At 61.9% G+C, this 16076-nt stretch carries 17 protein-coding genes; 4 read left to right on the forward strand and 13 right to left on the reverse strand.

All coding sequences use genetic code 11. The features are described from left to right. Positions 1–459, forward strand: a 459-nt coding sequence (locus ACIQ36_RS10610; RefSeq protein WP_395828985.1) for an NAD(P)H-dependent oxidoreductase, incomplete at its 5' end; no start/stop codon positions are given. 112 nt (positions 460–571) lie between these two features. Next, the gene (locus ACIQ36_RS10615; RefSeq protein ID WP_395828987.1) at positions 572–940 is read left to right on the forward strand and encodes a MarR family transcriptional regulator; all 369 of its coding nucleotides are present in this window, start codon (positions 572–574) and stop codon (positions 938–940) included. A 3-nt stretch (positions 941–943) separates the two neighbouring features. Here ACIQ36_RS10615 and ACIQ36_RS10620 read toward each other — a convergent pair whose 3' ends face one another. The 5 genes from ACIQ36_RS10620 to fsa form a co-directional block, all read right to left on the reverse strand. Continuing rightward, positions 944–2191 carry a methyl-accepting chemotaxis protein gene (locus ACIQ36_RS10620; protein WP_395828989.1) on the reverse strand — a complete coding sequence of 416 codons (1248 nt, stop codon included), beginning with the start codon at positions 2189–2191 and terminating at the stop codon, positions 944–946. 242 nt (positions 2192–2433) lie between these two features. Then, the gene (locus ACIQ36_RS10625) at positions 2434–3522 is read right to left on the reverse strand and encodes a methyl-accepting chemotaxis protein (RefSeq protein ID WP_395828991.1); all 1089 of its coding nucleotides are present in this window, start codon (positions 3520–3522) and stop codon (positions 2434–2436) included. A 291-nt stretch (positions 3523–3813) separates the two neighbouring features. Further along, entirely contained in the window at positions 3814–4770 is a 957-nt protein-coding gene (locus tag ACIQ36_RS10630; RefSeq protein WP_395828993.1) for a tyrosine recombinase XerC, read from the reverse strand. A 6-nt stretch (positions 4771–4776) separates the two neighbouring features. Beyond that, entirely contained in the window at positions 4777–5517 is a 741-nt protein-coding gene (locus ACIQ36_RS10635) for a DUF484 family protein (protein ID WP_395828995.1), read from the reverse strand. A 15-nt stretch (positions 5518–5532) separates the two neighbouring features. Next, entirely contained in the window at positions 5533–6189 is a 657-nt protein-coding gene (gene fsa / locus ACIQ36_RS10640; protein ID WP_395828997.1) for a fructose-6-phosphate aldolase, read from the reverse strand. A gap of 93 nt (positions 6190–6282) precedes the next feature. On the opposite strand from fsa, the gene ACIQ36_RS10645 reads away from it, so the two are divergent. Continuing rightward, a complete protein-coding gene (locus ACIQ36_RS10645; RefSeq protein ID WP_395828999.1) occupies positions 6283–8520 on the forward strand; it encodes a primosomal protein N' in 2238 nt (745 codons plus the stop codon). On the opposite strand, the gene ACIQ36_RS10650 is transcribed toward ACIQ36_RS10645, so the two are convergent. From ACIQ36_RS10650 to ACIQ36_RS10660, 3 genes are read right to left on the reverse strand one after another with little or no spacing between them, the layout of a single operon-like run. Further along, entirely contained in the window at positions 8515–9435 is a 921-nt protein-coding gene (locus tag ACIQ36_RS10650; RefSeq protein WP_395829001.1) for a pyridoxal-phosphate dependent enzyme, read from the reverse strand. The two genes, ACIQ36_RS10645 and ACIQ36_RS10650, sit on opposite strands and share 6 nt — an antisense overlap. 12 nt (positions 9436–9447) lie before the next feature. Beyond that, positions 9448–9786 carry a type II toxin-antitoxin system RelE/ParE family toxin gene (locus ACIQ36_RS10655; protein ID WP_395829002.1) on the reverse strand — a complete coding sequence of 113 codons (339 nt, stop codon included), beginning with the start codon at positions 9784–9786 and terminating at the stop codon, positions 9448–9450. 2 nt (positions 9787–9788) lie between these two features. Further along, positions 9789–10052, reverse strand: a complete 264-nt coding sequence (locus ACIQ36_RS10660) for a type II toxin-antitoxin system ParD family antitoxin (RefSeq protein WP_395829004.1) — start codon at positions 10050–10052, stop codon at positions 9789–9791. Positions 10053–10211: 159 nt separating this feature from the next. Here ACIQ36_RS10660 and ACIQ36_RS10665 point away from each other — a divergent pair, with 159 nt between their 5' ends. Then, positions 10212–10664, forward strand: a complete 453-nt coding sequence (locus tag ACIQ36_RS10665) for a hypothetical protein (RefSeq protein ID WP_395829006.1) — start codon at positions 10212–10214, stop codon at positions 10662–10664. Between the two features lie 167 nt (positions 10665–10831). On the opposite strand, the gene ACIQ36_RS10670 is transcribed toward ACIQ36_RS10665, so the two are convergent. The 5 genes from ACIQ36_RS10670 to ACIQ36_RS10690 form a co-directional block, all read right to left on the reverse strand. Then, positions 10832–11623: a hypothetical protein gene (locus tag ACIQ36_RS10670; protein WP_395829008.1), complete on the reverse strand. Its 792-nt coding sequence runs from the start codon at positions 11621–11623 to the stop codon at positions 10832–10834. Positions 11624–11644: 21 nt separating this feature from the next. After that, complete coding sequence (locus ACIQ36_RS10675; RefSeq protein ID WP_395829010.1) at positions 11645–12058, reverse strand: DUF350 domain-containing protein; 414 nt, start codon at positions 12056–12058, stop codon at positions 11645–11647. Then, entirely contained in the window at positions 12058–13638 is a 1581-nt protein-coding gene (locus ACIQ36_RS10680; RefSeq protein ID WP_395829012.1) for a DUF2491 family protein, read from the reverse strand. The genes ACIQ36_RS10675 and ACIQ36_RS10680 overlap by 1 nt, the downstream gene beginning before the upstream one ends. 122 nt (positions 13639–13760) lie before the next feature. Further along, positions 13761–15353, reverse strand: a complete 1593-nt coding sequence (locus ACIQ36_RS10685) for a methyl-accepting chemotaxis protein (protein WP_395829014.1) — start codon at positions 15351–15353, stop codon at positions 13761–13763. 305 nt (positions 15354–15658) lie between these two features. Next, positions 15659–16076 (reverse strand): N-acetylmuramoyl-L-alanine amidase (locus tag ACIQ36_RS10690; protein WP_395829015.1); only part of this gene is annotated, 418 nt, incomplete at its 5' end.

Raw genomic sequence — 16076 nt, forward strand, 5'->3', positions numbered from 1 at the left:
CGCTTGACCCTTAGCGAAGCCAAGGGCCTGCCGACGGACGATCCCGCCGTTCAGGCCCATATCGCCCGGCTTGTCGCCGCTGACGCGCTCGTCGTCGTTCACCCCAATTGGTGGGGCGGCCCGCCCGCCCTGCTGAAAGGCTGGATCGATCGGGTTTTTGCCCCCGGCGCGGCCTATGATTTCGAGAAAAAGATCGACGAAGGCGGCTTACCAATCCCGCTGCTGCGCACCCGCGCCGCCCTGATCGTCAATACCAGCAATACCGCCGCGGACCGCGAGCAGGACGTCTTCGGCGACCCTCTGGAGCGCATGTGGCGCGACTGCCTCCTCTCCTACTGCGGTGTTCGACGGACCGACCGTTGGGTTTTGCGCATTATCGCCAATAGCACGCCCGAACAGCGCGCCCTCTGGCTGGAGGAAGCAGAGAACCGGGCCGGGCGGCTGATTGAAACGCTCTAACCCCACCCACGAGAAAGCCATATTTCTCAGGATCACAAATCATCTTGCTTTAAGCCGTGTCATACCGCAGCTTGATTTGGTTGCGTAACGATTGGCGGCGAGTGCGACCAGAATGGCCGAGGCACGGGAACCGATGAAAACCGCGATGGCGCTCGATATGTGGCGCCTGACGACGGTGGAAGGCGTGCGGCGCGAGTCGCCGGACCTCACCGCGCGGCAAATGGCGGTGATGCTCACCGTTTACCTTACCCCTGCCCCCCATACGGTGCGGGGGCTCGCTGCCGAACTCAATATCTCCAAACCCGCCATTACCCGCGCCCTCGACCGGCTCTCGCAACTGGGCCTTGCCAAACGCAAGGTGGACCAGACCGACCGCCGCTCCATTCTGGTTCAGCGCACGGTGAAGGGCTCGGTCTATCTCACCGAGTTCGGCGAGATTGTGACCAATACCCTTCGCACGCTGCAACTCGGCGGGGACTAACCGCTAAACCGCCCGGATCCGCGCAATAAACCGATCCACCTCGTTCATCAGATGCGAGCTTTCGCGGGTGAGGCCCGAGGTTGCGTTGAGCACCTGCGCCGCGCTAGACCCGGCCTGCCCCGCCGCTTGGGAGACGCCTGCAATGGTACGGCTAACGTCTTCGGTGGAACGGGCGGCTTCTTGCACGTTCCGGGTAATTTCCCGCGTTGCCGCCGACTGCTGTTCAACGGCAGCCGCGATGCCGCTGGAAATATCGTTGATGCGCAGAATGGTAGCGGCAATGCCTTGGATCGATTCCGCCGCGCCGCGCGTTGCGGTTTGAATGGCTTCAGCCTGCTCGGCAATATCCTCGGTCGCTTTGGAGGTTTGTGTTGCCAGCGATTTGATTTCGGAGGCAACCACGGCAAAGCCGCGCCCAGCATCCCCCGCCCGCGCCGCTTCAATGGTGGCGTTCAGGGCAAGAAGATTTGTTTGTGCCGCGATCTCATTAATGAGATGAACGACATCATTAATCCGCTGTGCGGCCGACACCATGCTCGTCACCGATTCAGTCGTGCGGTGCGCGTCATGGGCGGCGGAACTGGCGATGGCGGCCGATTGCGTCACCTGACGGCCAATCTCGCCAATCGAGGCCGCCAGTTCTTCGGAGGCAGAGGCCACCGTTTGCACCGAATGGGCCGCTTGATCGGTGGCTGAACTTACCATCTGCGATTGACGCGAGGTTTGTTCGGACAGGGCCGCCATTTCCCGCGCGGTGCCATTCAGCCCGTCGGCAGCACTTCCCACGGTGCGGCAGACGCCACGCACCGAACTTTCGAAACCATCGGCGAGTTCGGTCAACAGGCGGCGCTTTTCGGCCTCGGCCTTGCTGGCGGTTTCGAGCTTTTCAGCATCCATCCGCTGAATTCGGATGATATTCTCGCGGAAAATCTCAGCAGCGCGCAGCACATCGCCGATTTCATCGCGGCGACGCACCATCGGGATGGCGGTATTCACGTCGCCCGCAGCCAAGCCACGCAGGGCGGCAATCGCGGCGCGCAACGGATTGCCGATGCCAAAACGCGCAATCACCAGCCCCTGAAAACAGCCAAACACGATACAGACGATGGTGATGACCAGCAGCCGATCCGACGCCGCAGGCGAGGCAGCAGCCTCGATCCCGACAAGCCCGACGATCAGCGTTAGCACCGCTTGAACAGCGATCAACGTCAGCTGTTTCCAAAACAGCCGGGTGTCCCCTAACAGGCTCATATTTGTTCCCTCCCCAGGGAGTCCTCTTTTTAAGGATTTATTAGGCAGAACTATTAATCAACTTTTACGGGCTGTCAATAACGTCATTCAGTTTACGTGAACGGAACCCAGAACCTTCTTGATTTATAAAGGGAATTCGATGTTGAAGGGTCGCAGAGCCTGTCCTATTGCGCGAAAAACACGCCATCGCGTAAGACAGGCCCCCCTATTAGTGATGCGCGCGCAGCGGGGCTGGCCGGGCGTTATACCGACCGGATTCGGTCAATAAACTGATCGACTTCCCGCATTAAACGGGCGGACTCATCGGTCAGTCCGGAGGTTGCCGATAATACCTCGGCCGCGCTCATTCCCGTTTGGCTGGCCGCTTTCGACATATCGACGAGGGTTAACCCCACCGCGCCCGTTGCCCGCGCCGCCTCCTGCACATTTCGCGCAATCTCGGTCGTTGCTGTCGATTGCTGATCGACCGCCTTGGCAATTCCGCCCGAAATATCGTTGATTTGCAGAATCGTATCCGTAATCCCAGCGATCGCGGTCGCGGTCGATCGCGTTGCCGCCTGAATCGCTTCGGCTTGTTCCGAAATCTCCTCGGTTGCTTTCGCAGTTTGCGCCGCCAGCGATTTAATTTCGGATGCAACAACGGCAAATCCTCGCCCCGCTTCCCCAGCGCGCGCAGCCTCGATCGTCGCATTCAAAGCAAGAAGATTGGTTTGGGCGGCGATTTCGTTAATAAGGTGGACGACCTCATTAATTTTCTGAGCCGCCGTCACCATTCCTTCGACTGAACCGGAGGTTTGCCGGGCATCCTGGGCAGCCACGCGGGCGATAGCGGCGGATTGTGCGACTTGCCGTCCAATTTCGGCAATCGAGGCCGACAATTCGTCCGAGGAGAGCGCAGCCGTCTCTACCGCCTGATTCGCCTGCTTGGTTGCGCTGATGACCGCAAAAGACTGCCCCGAGGTTTGCTCGGACATGCTGGCCATTTCCTGCGCGGTGCCTTTTAAACCGCCTGCGGCTTGGCCGACCGAATAGCACACGCCGCGCACAGATTTTTCGAAATCCAGGGCGAGATCGGCCAAAATGCGCCGCTTCTCGGCCTCAACCTCGCCCTTATGCGTTTCCTCCGTCAGGCGCTGATTTTCCGTGAGATTATGGCGGAAAATCTCGGCAACCCGCAGAATAGTACCAATTTCATCCTTTCGCTCGGTCATCGGAATCGCGGTTGCAAGATCGCCGCTGGCCAACAGGGCCAGAGCCGATGAGGCTTTGCGGAGCGGATTACCGATCCCGAAACGCGCAATGGTGGTTCCGATGATTGTCCCGACGAGCACAGACCCGGCCGTCACCCATAATAAAATTGTAGAACTAGACGATGATTCTACTAATACTACCCCCAGCACCCCAACCATCAAAGTGAGAAGCCCTTGAATGAAGATCATTGTGGCTTGCTTGGTAAACAGGCGGGCATCTGCAAGAAAGTTCATCTTTACGGTCTCCGGGCAGCTTAGGCAAAATAGAAACAGCTTGAATTTTTTTATTGTTCTGCGTTTGCCATGCGCGTTAGTGTGCTGACACATGCAAACGTGCTGCACATGCACAAATAATACAATTTTAACTGAATGCTAATTTGGAATGGCGCGGCGGGAGCGCGGGTGCGCGGCACGGTGAACGGCCATCAGCCGCGCAGCATCGACTTCGGTGTAACGCTGGGTTGTCGACAGCGAGGCGTGCCCCAGCAATTCCTGAATGGCCCGAAGTTCGCCCCCGGAGGCGAGAAGATGCGTCGCGAAACTATGGCGCAGCGCGTGGGGCGTCGCGGTATCGGGCAGGGCGAGCACCACCCGCAAGCGGCGAATCTGCCGCTGCACTACCCCCGGATTAAGTGGCCCGCCGCGCGCGCCGACGAACAATGGCCCCTCGGGGGGCAACGGGAACGGGCAGGCGGCGAGATAGGCGCGCACGGCGTCCGCAATGATCGGCAGAACCGGCACGATCCGCTCCTTGCCGCCCTTCCCACGCACCCGGAGAACATCCGACAGGGGGGCTTCGGCACGGGTCAAACCGAGGGCTTCGCCCAGGCGCAAGCCGCAGCCGTAAAGCAAGGTAATCAGCGCTAAATCCCGGTCGCCCAGCCAAGGCTCGCTGGCGATTTCGGCGATATGGTCGAGACTATCAGCCGCCTCGGCCTCGCTCAGCGCGCGCGGCGCGGTTTTGGGCAGGCGCGGCGTGCGAATGGCGCTCATCACCGGGTTTTGTACCAGCCCCAAGTGATCGAGCCGCCCGAACAGGCTGCGCAACGCTGAGAGCCCCCGCGCGAGCGACGCGCGCGAAATCCCGGCTTCGGTGCGGCGGGCGAGAAAGGCGCGAATATCGGTCGGCGTTAGGCTAGCAAGCCCGGACAGGGCCGGAATTTCGCCGCGATGCTCCGTGAGAAACAGCAGGAAGGCCGCCAAATCGCGCCCATAGCCATCGAGTGTGTGCTTAGAGGCGCGCTTTTCCGCTCCTAGCCACAACATCCAGCCGGTCAGCGCCTCCGCCAAATCGGGCGCGGCGGTGAAAGTAAGCCCAGCGGGCAACACGCGCGGTTACTCGTCGAGATCGAGCCAGGCGCGGGTAGTGATTTCCACCGTTTCGGCCAAAAAGCCGATGAGTTCCGTGCCCTGGCCCGGATGGAAAATCCCCGGTCGCCGTGCCCCCAAAGCCAGCAACGCGGCGGGCGCTTGGCTGGAGACGTGCAGGCGAATGAGCGCGTCCGAGCGCGCAAGGCCCGCCAGTTCCTCGCCATAAATCTCGGGCTCGCCGGAAATATCGGCGCGCAACACCACGGCTTCGCTGCCCAGGAGTTGATCGATCATACCAACGGGCAGAATCCGCACATTACTATTGGCTGCAACCGTGCCTTCGCCGCTGGCTTCGAGGCAGAAACCCACGGCGTCCACATCGAGCAGGCTAGCAAGCTCGTCGGTCAGCACCGTGATGAAATCTTCAAAACTGCGCGCGCCGATAAGGGCGATAATCGCCGCATGCACCCGGCCTTGGCTCACGAGATTATTGCGGCTAGTGGCAATCAGCTTGCGCTGATTAAGCTTCAGGCGGCTGATGTCCGAGCGCAGTTTTTGGACGATGAACTGCTGAAGATCAACAACCCCCTCGCCCATCGCGCGCACGGGCGGGATCAGAACCCCGGCAATATCGGGGTGCCGCACCAGAAAATCGGGATTGCGGCGCAGGTAGGTCAGCACCGCAGCATCGGTCAGCGCGTCGGCTTTCACCTTCGCCACCGCTTCCCCCTGCCGTCCGGTCTGATCCACGCTGCGCTCGTCCATTCCCTTGCTCCCGACCTAAAGGATCGATTGGCCCGTTGCGGCCCAATCTTTCAAGAAGGTCTCAAGGCCGCGCTCGGTCAGCGGGTGCTTGTAGAGCATCCACAGCAGCGAGGGCGGCAAGGTCGAAACATCGGCCCCCATCTTGGCGGCTTCGATGATATGGGTCGGATTGCGTACCGAGGCGACCAGCACTTCGGTGGTGAAATTCGGATAGGCCGAATAAATCTCGATGATTTCGGCAATCAGGCCCATGCCGTCGTGGCCGATATCATCCAAGCGCCCGACGAAGGGGGAAATGAAGGTCGCGCCCGCTTTGGCCGCCAGCAGCGCTTGCGCCGGGGAGAAGCAGAGGGTGACGTTGGTTTGAATGCCCTTATCCGACAAATGCTTGCAGGTCTTGAGCCCATCGACGGTCAGCGGCAGCTTGACGGTGACGTTCTTGGCGATGGCGGCGAGGTGCAGACCTTCCTTCAGCATCGTCTCGAAATCGGTCGCGGCCACTTCCGCCGAAACCGGGCCTTCGACGATTTCGCAGATTTCGGCGATAACATCCGTGAACTTACGGCCGGTTTTCGCTACCAAGGAGGGATTGGTAGTCACGCCGTCCACCAGCCCGGTGGGCACCAGGGCTTTAATTTCCGCAACGTCGGCCGTGTCGATAAAGAACTTCATCCTGATGCTTCTTCCCTTAGCCTTGGCGGACTGCCCGCCCGAAGTTTTCGCCCCAGGCCCCGCCTGGGATGTATCACAGCGCGACTTTAGCCGATGACCCGCCGTCCCGCTAGGCCCGAGGCGCAGGATCGGCCCGCATCGCTCCTAATCGATCCCCCTGAACCGCGCCGGGTTTCGGTGCTGCTGCCGCTCCCCTTGGGCGAGTTGTACGATTATGCCGTGCCGGAGGGGGAGGGTATGCCCGCCCCCGGTACCATCTGCACGGTGCCACTCGGCAGCCGGTTTCTGCCGGGCGTGGTTTGGGACCGACCCGACGGGGGAGAGGTAATCGCCGCGCGCCGCCTGAAACCAATCGGCCCAGCCTACCCGGTGCCGCCGATGACCGAACCCTTGCGCAAGCTCATCGATTGGGTCGCCGCCTATACGCTGAGCCCCCCCGGCGCGGTCCTACGCATGGGCCTCAGCGTGCCCGACGCGCTCGACGCGCCGGAGCCGACGAAGCTGGTGCGCCTCACGCGCATCGGCGGCGACGGTGCCTTGACGGCGGCCCGCAAGCAGGTTCTCACCGTGCTTGAGGAAGAGGCGGCGATGACGCCCGCCGACCTCGCCCGCGCTGGCGGGGTTAGCCCTGCGGTGATTACCGGGCTGCTGCGCACGGGCTGGCTTGAGAGCGTCAGCGTTGCCCCGGAGCTTACCCCGCCGCCACCCTATCGCTGGCGCGGTGCGGATTTTTCCGACGATCAGCAGGCCGCCGCCGATTCCCTCTGCACTCAGGTGCGAACGAGCGGTTTCGCCGTCACGCTGCTCGATGGCGTGACCGGCTCGGGCAAAACGGAAGTCTATTTCGCCGCTATCGCTGCCGCCTTGGCCGACGGTAAACAGGTGCTGGTCCTGCTGCCGGAAATCGCCCTCTCGACGCAGTGGCTGGAGCGGTTCCGCAGTCGCTTCGGGGCCGACCCTTTGGTGTGGCACTCGCATCTCACGCCAGCCTCGCGGCGCAAAAGCTGGCGGCGCATCGCTTTGGGGCAGGCCCCGGTGGTCGTCGGCGCGCGCTCGGCCTTGTTTTTGCCGCTGGATCATCTCGGCCTGATCGTCGTCGATGAGGAACATGAGGCGAGCTTCAAGCAGGAGGAGGGCGTGCTCTATAACGCTCGCGATATGGCGGTGGTCCGCGCCCGGCTGGAAGGGGTGCCGATCCTGCTCGCCTCGGCCACCCCCTCGCTCGAAAGCTTGGCGAATGTTGAAGCCGGGCGCTTCCATTGCACGCGCCTGCCCGAGCGCCACGGCGTTGCGGAAATGCCGGAGATCGCCGCTATCGATCTGCGCCGCAGCCCGCCCCCGCGCGGGGCGTTTCTGTCGATCCCCCTGCGCGATGCGATTGCCGAAACCCTGGGGCGCGGCGAGCAGGCGATGCTGTTTCTCAACCGCCGGGGCTATGCGCCGCTCACCCTGTGCCGCACCTGCGGTTACCGCTTTGAGTGCCCGAACTGTTCGGCCTGGCTGGTGGAGCATCGCGGGCGCGGGCGGCTGCTGTGCCACCATTGCGGCCATACCCAACCCGTGCCGCCCGCCTGCCCATCGTGCGGGACCGAAGACGCGCTGGTCGCCTGCGGCCCCGGTGTGGAGCGCGTGGCGGAGGAGGCGGCGGCGCTGTTCCCCGACGCGCGCCTTGCGGTGATGGCGTCGGACGTGCTCGGGTCGGCCAAGGCGATGCATGATCTGATTACCGAGGTGCAAGAGCGGCGGATCGATCTGCTGGTCGGCACACAAATGATGGCCAAGGGCCACCATTTCCCCCATCTCACCCTCGTTGGGATCGTCGATGCCGATTTAGGCCTTGCAGGCGGCGATTTGCGCGCGGGCGAGCGGACGTTTCAAGTGCTCCACCAAGTCGCGGGCCGGGCCGGGCGCGCGGAGCATCCGGGGCGGGTGCTGATGCAGACGCTCCAGCCGGAGCATCCGGTGATCGCCGCCCTCCTAGCGGGCGACCGCGACCGTTTCATCGCCGCCGAAATGGACGACCGCCGCACCCACACGATGCCCCCCTATGGGCGGCTCGCCGCAATCATTCTCTCCGCCCCCAGCCCCGAAATGGCCGAACAGGCCGCCCGCCGCCTGAGCCGGGCCGCACCGCACGCGCCAGACGTGACCATCCTCGGCCCCGCCCCCGCGCCGCTGTTCATGCTGCGCGGCCTCTACCGCTGGCGCTTCTTGATTAAAACCCCGCGCGAGAAACTGGCTCAGGGCTTAATCCGCGACTGGATCAGCCGGGTCGAATTGCCGAAGCCGGTGAAACTGGTGGTGGATATTGACCCGTATAATTTCCTATGAGGGGCGCTGCTGCCACTCCTGCATCTGCGCGAGGCTCATCGTGCTGCCGCCGCACACGATCATCAGAATAGTGCTAAACGGCGCAAGCACTTCCGCCGCGCCATACGCGAGCGCAAGGCTCGCCCCGCAAGCGGGTTCGACCAGAACCCGATGATCGTCGAGAAAGCGGGCGCAGGCCTCTAAAGCCTCGGCATCGGACACTTGGACGGGCAAAATCGGATGCTGCGCCAAGAGGTCAAACGCCCGCGCGCAGATTTGTTTCGCGCCGAGCGAGGTGGCAATCGTCGTGATCGCGTCCAAGGTCACGCGCTCGCCCGCTACCGCCGCCGCGCCAAGGGACGCCGCCCCGTGAGTCTCGACCGCCACCACCGGCACACCGCCCCAACCGTTCCGCTGCAAGCCCTCAACGACCCCGGACAAAAGCCCGCCACCGCCGACCGAGAGAGCGACCGCATCGGGGCGCGCGCCGCTTTCCGCAACCTCATCGATCATGCTGGCGTGGCCTTCCCACAGCAACGGATTATCGAACGGGTGAATGAAGGCGTCCGCCGCCCCGATCATCGATTGCGCGCGCTCATTGGCCTCCTGCCACGAGGCACCCTGGACGATGACCTCTGCCCCCTCCAAATCGAGAAGCTGACGCGCGCGCAGGGGTGTAGTCTCCGGCACGACCACCGTCACCGGAACCGCCAGCGCCCGCCCGGCATAGGCCACCGCGAGCCCGGCATTCCCGCCCGACGACGCGATAAACCGCTGCGCCCCGCGCGCCTTATAAGTTTCGCAGGCATGGCCGATACCGCGCAGCTTGAACGAACCGGACGGTTGCAGGGCTTCCATTTTCAAAACAATCGACCGGCCCGCCGCGCGGCTAAGCGCGGAAGAGGGGAGAAGCGGGGTTTTTATATGCAGCGGCATGGGGTCTCGCGTTTAGGGGGTGCGCTTCTGCGCCAGCCGCCGGGTCAACAATTCCCGCACCTGGGCGGAAACATCCATCGCCGGGTGCAGAAGGGTCAACACTTGAACCTGATCGGAGGGTTGATCGTAGCGGTAGACGATCAAGTGACTACCGACCGAATAGGCCAGATAGGGCGGCGGCAGATCGGCGCGATAGCGGCCAAGCTCGGGGTTTTCCGCGAGCAGATCGAAGGCGCGGAAAATATCGCGGATATAACGTTCGGCCCGCGCATCGCCCCAGGAAAGCGCCGAATATTCTTCGATCTCATCCAGGACACGGTCGATGTGCTGGGAGAATGAAATCCGCGCCATTCTTAGGAGGCTATCCGCTGACGACGCGCACGGCCCCGTGCCAGAACCTCATCGGCGGTAATCTCAACCGTATCGCCTTCGTCCAACTGCTGCGCACAGAGGGCGAGATACTCCCACAGCAGCTTGCGCTCGTCCTCCGACTGGCGCTTTTGATCTTCCCGGATCAAATGCCGCACATATTCGCTGGCCGAGTAATTGCCGCGCGTGGCTTGGGTTTCGATATACTCCCGCATCGCCTCGGGCATCGAGATATTCAGGGTGCTCATCGGGCGCTCTCCTTCCGCTGTTCACGATGAAAGATCGGCCAAGCTATGTCAAATTTTGGCGAGGTTGCGGGAGAATCCACCCCAATCGCGTCATACATGCTGGAGTCGCCCCCAGGACGCCGATAGAGTAGGCCGCTGATCCAGAAGGGAGACGGACCGATGCGAGCGTTAGGAATTATCACCGGGGGCCTCGTGCTCGGCCTGTCCACCGGCTTTGCCTTCGGCTTCAACTGGGTAGGGGTCGAGACTCTGGAAGCCCAGCCGCGCCCCGCCGTGCGGATGCAGCCCGCCGCCGTGATCGTGCCGATGAAACCGGCAACGCCGCCTGCGGTGAAATCGGTTCCCGCCGCCCTTGCCGTTCCCGATAGCGACGCCCGCCCGGACGGCCCGCCGAGCAATCCCGCCGCCGAAAAGCGCTATACCGCGCTCATCAATAATAGCCCCTGGTTCCGCGAAATCCGCGAAAAGGTGGAATGCGGCACTATCGACGATTCCGGCGTCAAGAAAACCTGCATCGACAGCTTCGGCGCGCGCCCAAAAGCCCTGCCCGCCAATTTCGTCGCCCCGCCGCCTGCCCCGCAGGCGAAACCCTGGACCGCGCCGAAGGAGTGAGGATGCGGGGCTTTGCCCCGCGCCCCATCTAAGGGGCTACGGCCCCTTAGAAATCCCGATTCCCTCGGGTTCACGCCGAAAGACGGCCTAAATCCCATCCCGCTAAAGGGATCGACAAGGGGCTAGCCCCTTGTCCAGAGGTGTCGGGGACAGCGTCCCTGACTGACCTACCCCGACGGCAGTGCCTTTTGCGCCCCGCGCAGGGCGGCAAGCCGCGCATTGGCATCGGCTTGTCCGGCGGGAAGCTTGCCGCTGGCAGCCGCAAGCGCGGCAGCGATATTCGCGTCTTCCTTTTCCGGCTTGCCAAGCGAGAGCAGCTTTGCCTTGGCGAGTTGCGCTTCGGCGGAAACCTTTTCCTTTTCGGCGCTTTCCTTCATGGCCTTCAGCGCCGTGCCGAGACCATCCGTCGTGCTGGCAAGACCGGCGGCCCGGCGGGCGGCTTCGGCCTGACGGTCGGCGACGGCGCGCTGCTGTTCGGCGCGGCTAAGGTCGCGCTGGGCGCGTTCCAGATCGGCGCGGGCGTTGCGCAGCTTGCTACCCGCTTCGGCGTAGGTCTGCTCCAGCATCCGCAGAAACTCTTCGGCATCGACCGCGTCTTGCTTTTCCCGTTCGATATCGGGGCTCATTTGTTCGAGCATATCGAGCAGGGTCGTCAGGCTTTTTTCGACGGCGGCTTTCTTGGCCGGATCGGTTTCAGCGGCGGCCTGCGCGCCCAGATGCTCGGCGGCGGCGAGGCGCTGATTGTAGAGCGCCACAATCGCATCGGCCTCTTTCTCTTCCTTATCGAGGGCGATGCGCGCTTGCGCAACTTCGCGGCCCAATTGGTCGAGATGCTGTTCCATCGTGCGCAATTCGGCCTCGGTCGCGGCCTTCGGGTCCCAACGGACCAAGGCTTCAACACCGGATTTAATCGCTTGATCGGCCTTAACGCCCAGCAGATTCTTAATGAAGGCGAACATCGTGTCTTCCCCTGATGAAAATTAGCCGACCAAGGCGGCAGCGTTTAACAGTCCGATAGCGATTTGCCAGCCCGCGAGCGTAATCGCGGCGGCCATATCGCCCTTTTCAATCCGGCTCGGCAGCGATGGGGCGATGAGCCGGGCGATGGTGAAAATCGCCACCTGCACGACGACGCCAATCGCGCCCCAAATAAGAATATCGAGCACCGTCTGCGCGGTGGCGAGGGTCGCCCCCAGCGGCAGGGCGAGGCCGAGGGTTGCCGCCGACAGGCTAACGGCGGCGGCGGTATTGCCCGCAGCCACCAACTCCCGCTCTTTCATCGGCGTCAGCAGCGCGTGCAAGCCGACACCGACGACCAGCAGAATGGCGGTGATCAGGAAGTGCATCACCAAAAGGGGCAGACCCGTGGCGAGCCCGGCGAGAATATCGGTCATTAGGCAAGTCCCAAACTGGAGAGGGGCAAATCGATACCGAGGTAGAGTTCTACCCAGGCTTCATCGGGCGTTTCCGAGGCGAAGACCAGCAGATACTCGGCTTCCGGCGCAGGGGCCTTCAGACCGGTGTCACGCGCATAGAGCATAGCCGATACGGTGCGTTCCATCACCCCGTCGGGGGTTTCGCGCGTCTCGGTCAGGCGGCGCGGGGCAATGCGGCGCTCGCCGGGGAGCCATTGGCGCGTGTAGGTATGGCCTGCTTTGGTTTGGAACTCGGGCCAGCCGATCATCCCGTCTTCCTTGGCCAGCCAAAAAGCCCATTCGTCGGCATCCGCCGGAAAAACTTCATCGATCTTGGCGAAATAGCGCGCGGTATCGGGCTTTCCCTGGGCCGAAAGCGCCACTTCAACGAAGCTTTGCTCGCCAATTGTTAGCCACGCGAGGGTTGGTGCGGTCGCGCTGTCTTTTTCCCCCGCGAGCGTGCTGATCGCCGTCACGCTCACCACCCCGCCCCCATTGGCCGGGCGCGGCACGGGGGAGGTCGGCCCCAACAGAATGAAGGAGGAGGGGTCGAGCGTTAGCCCCATGCCGAGGCGCAAATAATCGGGCCGGTAGAGGGTTTTACCGGAAACCTTATTCTGAAGAATGCTTTTGCCCAGCCCAAAAGGGGTCGATCCCATATCACTCTCCGCTGACGCGGCGGGCTTATTGCGCCGCCGCAGGATAAACCAATAGACGGCACCGCCCACGACGAGCAGCACGATGACCCAACCCCAGCCGAAGCCGCTGCTTTCCTCCTGCGCCACATCGGGCGGCAGATAATTCGGATCGCGCGGCTTACCCGCTTGGGCGGCGATCGACCGGTCGACTTCGGCGAGCTTAGCCTTCATCTCCGGATCGGTCTGCGCCAGCTTATCGGCCTCCGCACGCCAGGCGAGATAGCTGGGGTCTTCGGCGCGATTGTGGAAAAAGGCGGCGTGGCTCGGCGTGCTGAGCGAATTCATCATGAAGAACAGCATGGCCGCATCCATCATGCCGAAGCGCGACGGCCCGGCATAATAGGGCGGTACATATTGCTGATAGGCGGGGTTTTGGCGCGGGACGCGCAAGCCGCTGCTGGTGGTGTAACTGCCGCCGCTGTTCGACGAGAAAGGGCCGCTCCCGGCATTCGGCACGCTGCCGGTGCCGCTTCGGGGGGCCGCAGGGGCCTGTTTCGCCTGGAAATCCGAAAGGCCCTGCCGGGACGTAGCGCGCGAGGCATCGCGGTCGCTGGACGAGAGCGAGGGGGTACGGCTGGGCGCACTCGGTGTCGCACTCGGGCGGCTGTAGCCGCCGGAGGAGCCGCTATTGCCGGAAAACGAGGGGGTGCGCGAACTGCTGCTGCCAGAGCGCGAATAGCCGCCACTGGAGCGGCCGCCGCTGCTGCGCGCCTCGGCCCCGTCACTCCACAGCGCCACCGCCGCAGGAGCGGCCGCGATCAGCGTCGCGACGGTACGCGCGCTAACCAACGCCGGAAGAGGATGGGAGACTGCCACGAGAGCGGCCAAGATAATCGCTAGCCCTTGACGCAAGATCCTCACCCGCTCCCACTCCCTTATCGCGCGCCCTTGCGGACCTCTCGGGCGGACCAAACCGCCCGCCGCGCATTATACTTAGGAAACGGGTCGGCGTCTTGCACCTCTCGCAGCAACAAATCTTCCGGCTATCGCGCCGCCCGCACTTTCCCGAGGAAGCTATTGACCTGCTGGTCCAGCATCATCCCGCTCTGGCGCAGGTCCGCAGCCGCGGTCAGCACAAATTCAGCCGAATTTTTAAGATTTCGCGCCGCCGACGAAACGTCGCCGACCATTCCCGACACGTCCGAGGTGCGATGCGCCACGTCTTGGGCGTTGCGGGCGATTTCCTGCGTCGCAGCCCCTTGATTGACGACGGCATTGGCGATGACGCCGCTGGTATTATTCACCTCCAACATCGTCGCCGTGACCTGCCGAATGGAGGCCGCCGAACTTTGGGTAGCCGCCTGAATGGCCTGGACTTGCGCCGAAATTTCTTCGGTTGCCCGGGCGGTTTGGTTTGCCAGCGCCTTCACTTCCGACGCCACGACCGCAAAGCCTTTGCCCGCATCCCCCGCCCGCGCGGCTTCGATTGTGGCATTAAGGGCCAGCAGATTGGTCTGCCCGGCAATATCGGCGATAAGCTTAACGACAAGGCTGATACGATTGGCTGTTTCGGCCAAATCTTGCACTTTCTCGTTACTGCTGCCCGTTTGCGCGACCGCCTGTTCGATCATGCGCGTTGATTCCGACACGCGCTGTCCGATTTCGGCAATCGACGCGCTAAGTTCAACCGTTGCCGAAGCGACGGTTTGCACGCCCTGCGTGGCCTGCTCGGCGGAGGCGGCCACATCGGATGAGCGTTGCGAGGTTTGCTGCGAAGTGGTCGCCATGCCCTCGGCGGTGGTTTCCAATTGGGCGGCGGCGGTATTCACTTGTTGGATAACAGCGCCGATACTCTGTTCGAACGCGCGGATGCTCGCTTCGATGATCCGGGCATGATCGAGCTTTTGAGCCTGGTCCCGGGCTTGATCCTCACGCAGAACCTCGGCTTCCTGAAGCTGGCTTTGGAAGGATTGCAGCGTCTCGGCCATCCGGCCAATCTCGTCGCGGCGCTGACCGATATCGATCCGGCTGGTCAAATCCCCCGCCGCCAAACTCGCCATGCGCCGGTCGATCAACGCCAGGGGGAGCGTGATATTGCGGCCAATCATATAAATGATGAAGGCCATGACCCCAACGAAGAGCAGGAGGAGAGCGCCAATTTGCTTGATTAGATCATTAAAAACTTTATCAACATCATCGATATAAACACCACTTGTTATGTAAATTCCCCAGGGATCGAAACGCTTCATATGATTAATTTTTAAAACCGGCTGATCAGACCCTAGTTTTTTAAAGTAATAATTCAGTTGAGCTTCTGATTTTTCGCGCATCAAGGCCATTTGCGCCGTGATGATCGGCTTGCCCTGGCTATCTTTCAGGCCGGTTGCATCCTTTCCCTCCAACTGCGGCACGACCGGATTAATTAGCATCACCCCGTCCAAGGTAGCGGCGGCGATGTAATTTTGACCGTTCTCGTATCGCATCGCAGAAAGATGATCGTGAAATTCTTTCAGCGCTTGCTCCCGGGGGATACGCCCTTGCGTTACCTGGTTTTCATAATATTGCGCGCTCGAATAGGCTAAATCCGTTACCGCGCGGAGCTTCGCGAACCGATCCTCCATCATTTGCGCGCGCATAATATAGGTTATAATTCCGCTAATAACGATTACAGATAGGGTTGAAAGACCTAAAATAATCCATAATTTTTGCTTAACACTCAATTTGCTTAACATGGCAATACTCCACACCTTTAAAAAGATCGCCTACCGATAAAATCCCGCCTAAAAAGAGAATTATTATCACGCAATAGCAACCAATGATGTGTTTTAGCAGAGTGTCGCAGTGCGAGAAATTGTTAAAAAATACCACAGAACCATCGGATGCCTGCGCAAAGCTGCGCAGGCACAGAATTAACGCTGAACTGAAGAGACGGGGCGGGCGTCTAGACGGTAAAAAAAGCGTCGACCGCCAAGGTTAGGCGACTTGCGAGTTTGCGCTGATACGCCTCCCCCCGCAGGGCTTTTTCGTCTTCCCGGTTGGACAAAAACCCCATTTCCACAAGAATCGAGGGGATATCGGGGGAGCGCAGCACGGCGAAATTGGCCTGGCGATGCGGCTTTTGCAACGGCGGGAAAGCCGGGGTCATTTTCGCTAAAGTGGCATGGGCGAGGGCGAGGGAGTTATTCGTCGTCTCGCGGTGCATCAGGTCGAGCAGGATAGTTTTCACCTGCCGGGAATGGTGCGACAGGTCGAGCCCGCCGACAAAATCGGCGGCATTTTCACGGTCAGCCAGCGCGGCAGTCATATTATCGGAGGCTTTATCCGACAGGGTATAGACCGAAAAACCGCGTGCATCAGGG

Origin of the sequence: Elstera sp. (assembly GCF_044372965.1) — a bacterium.
Classification (GTDB): Bacteria; Pseudomonadota; Alphaproteobacteria; order Elsterales; family Elsteraceae; genus Elstera.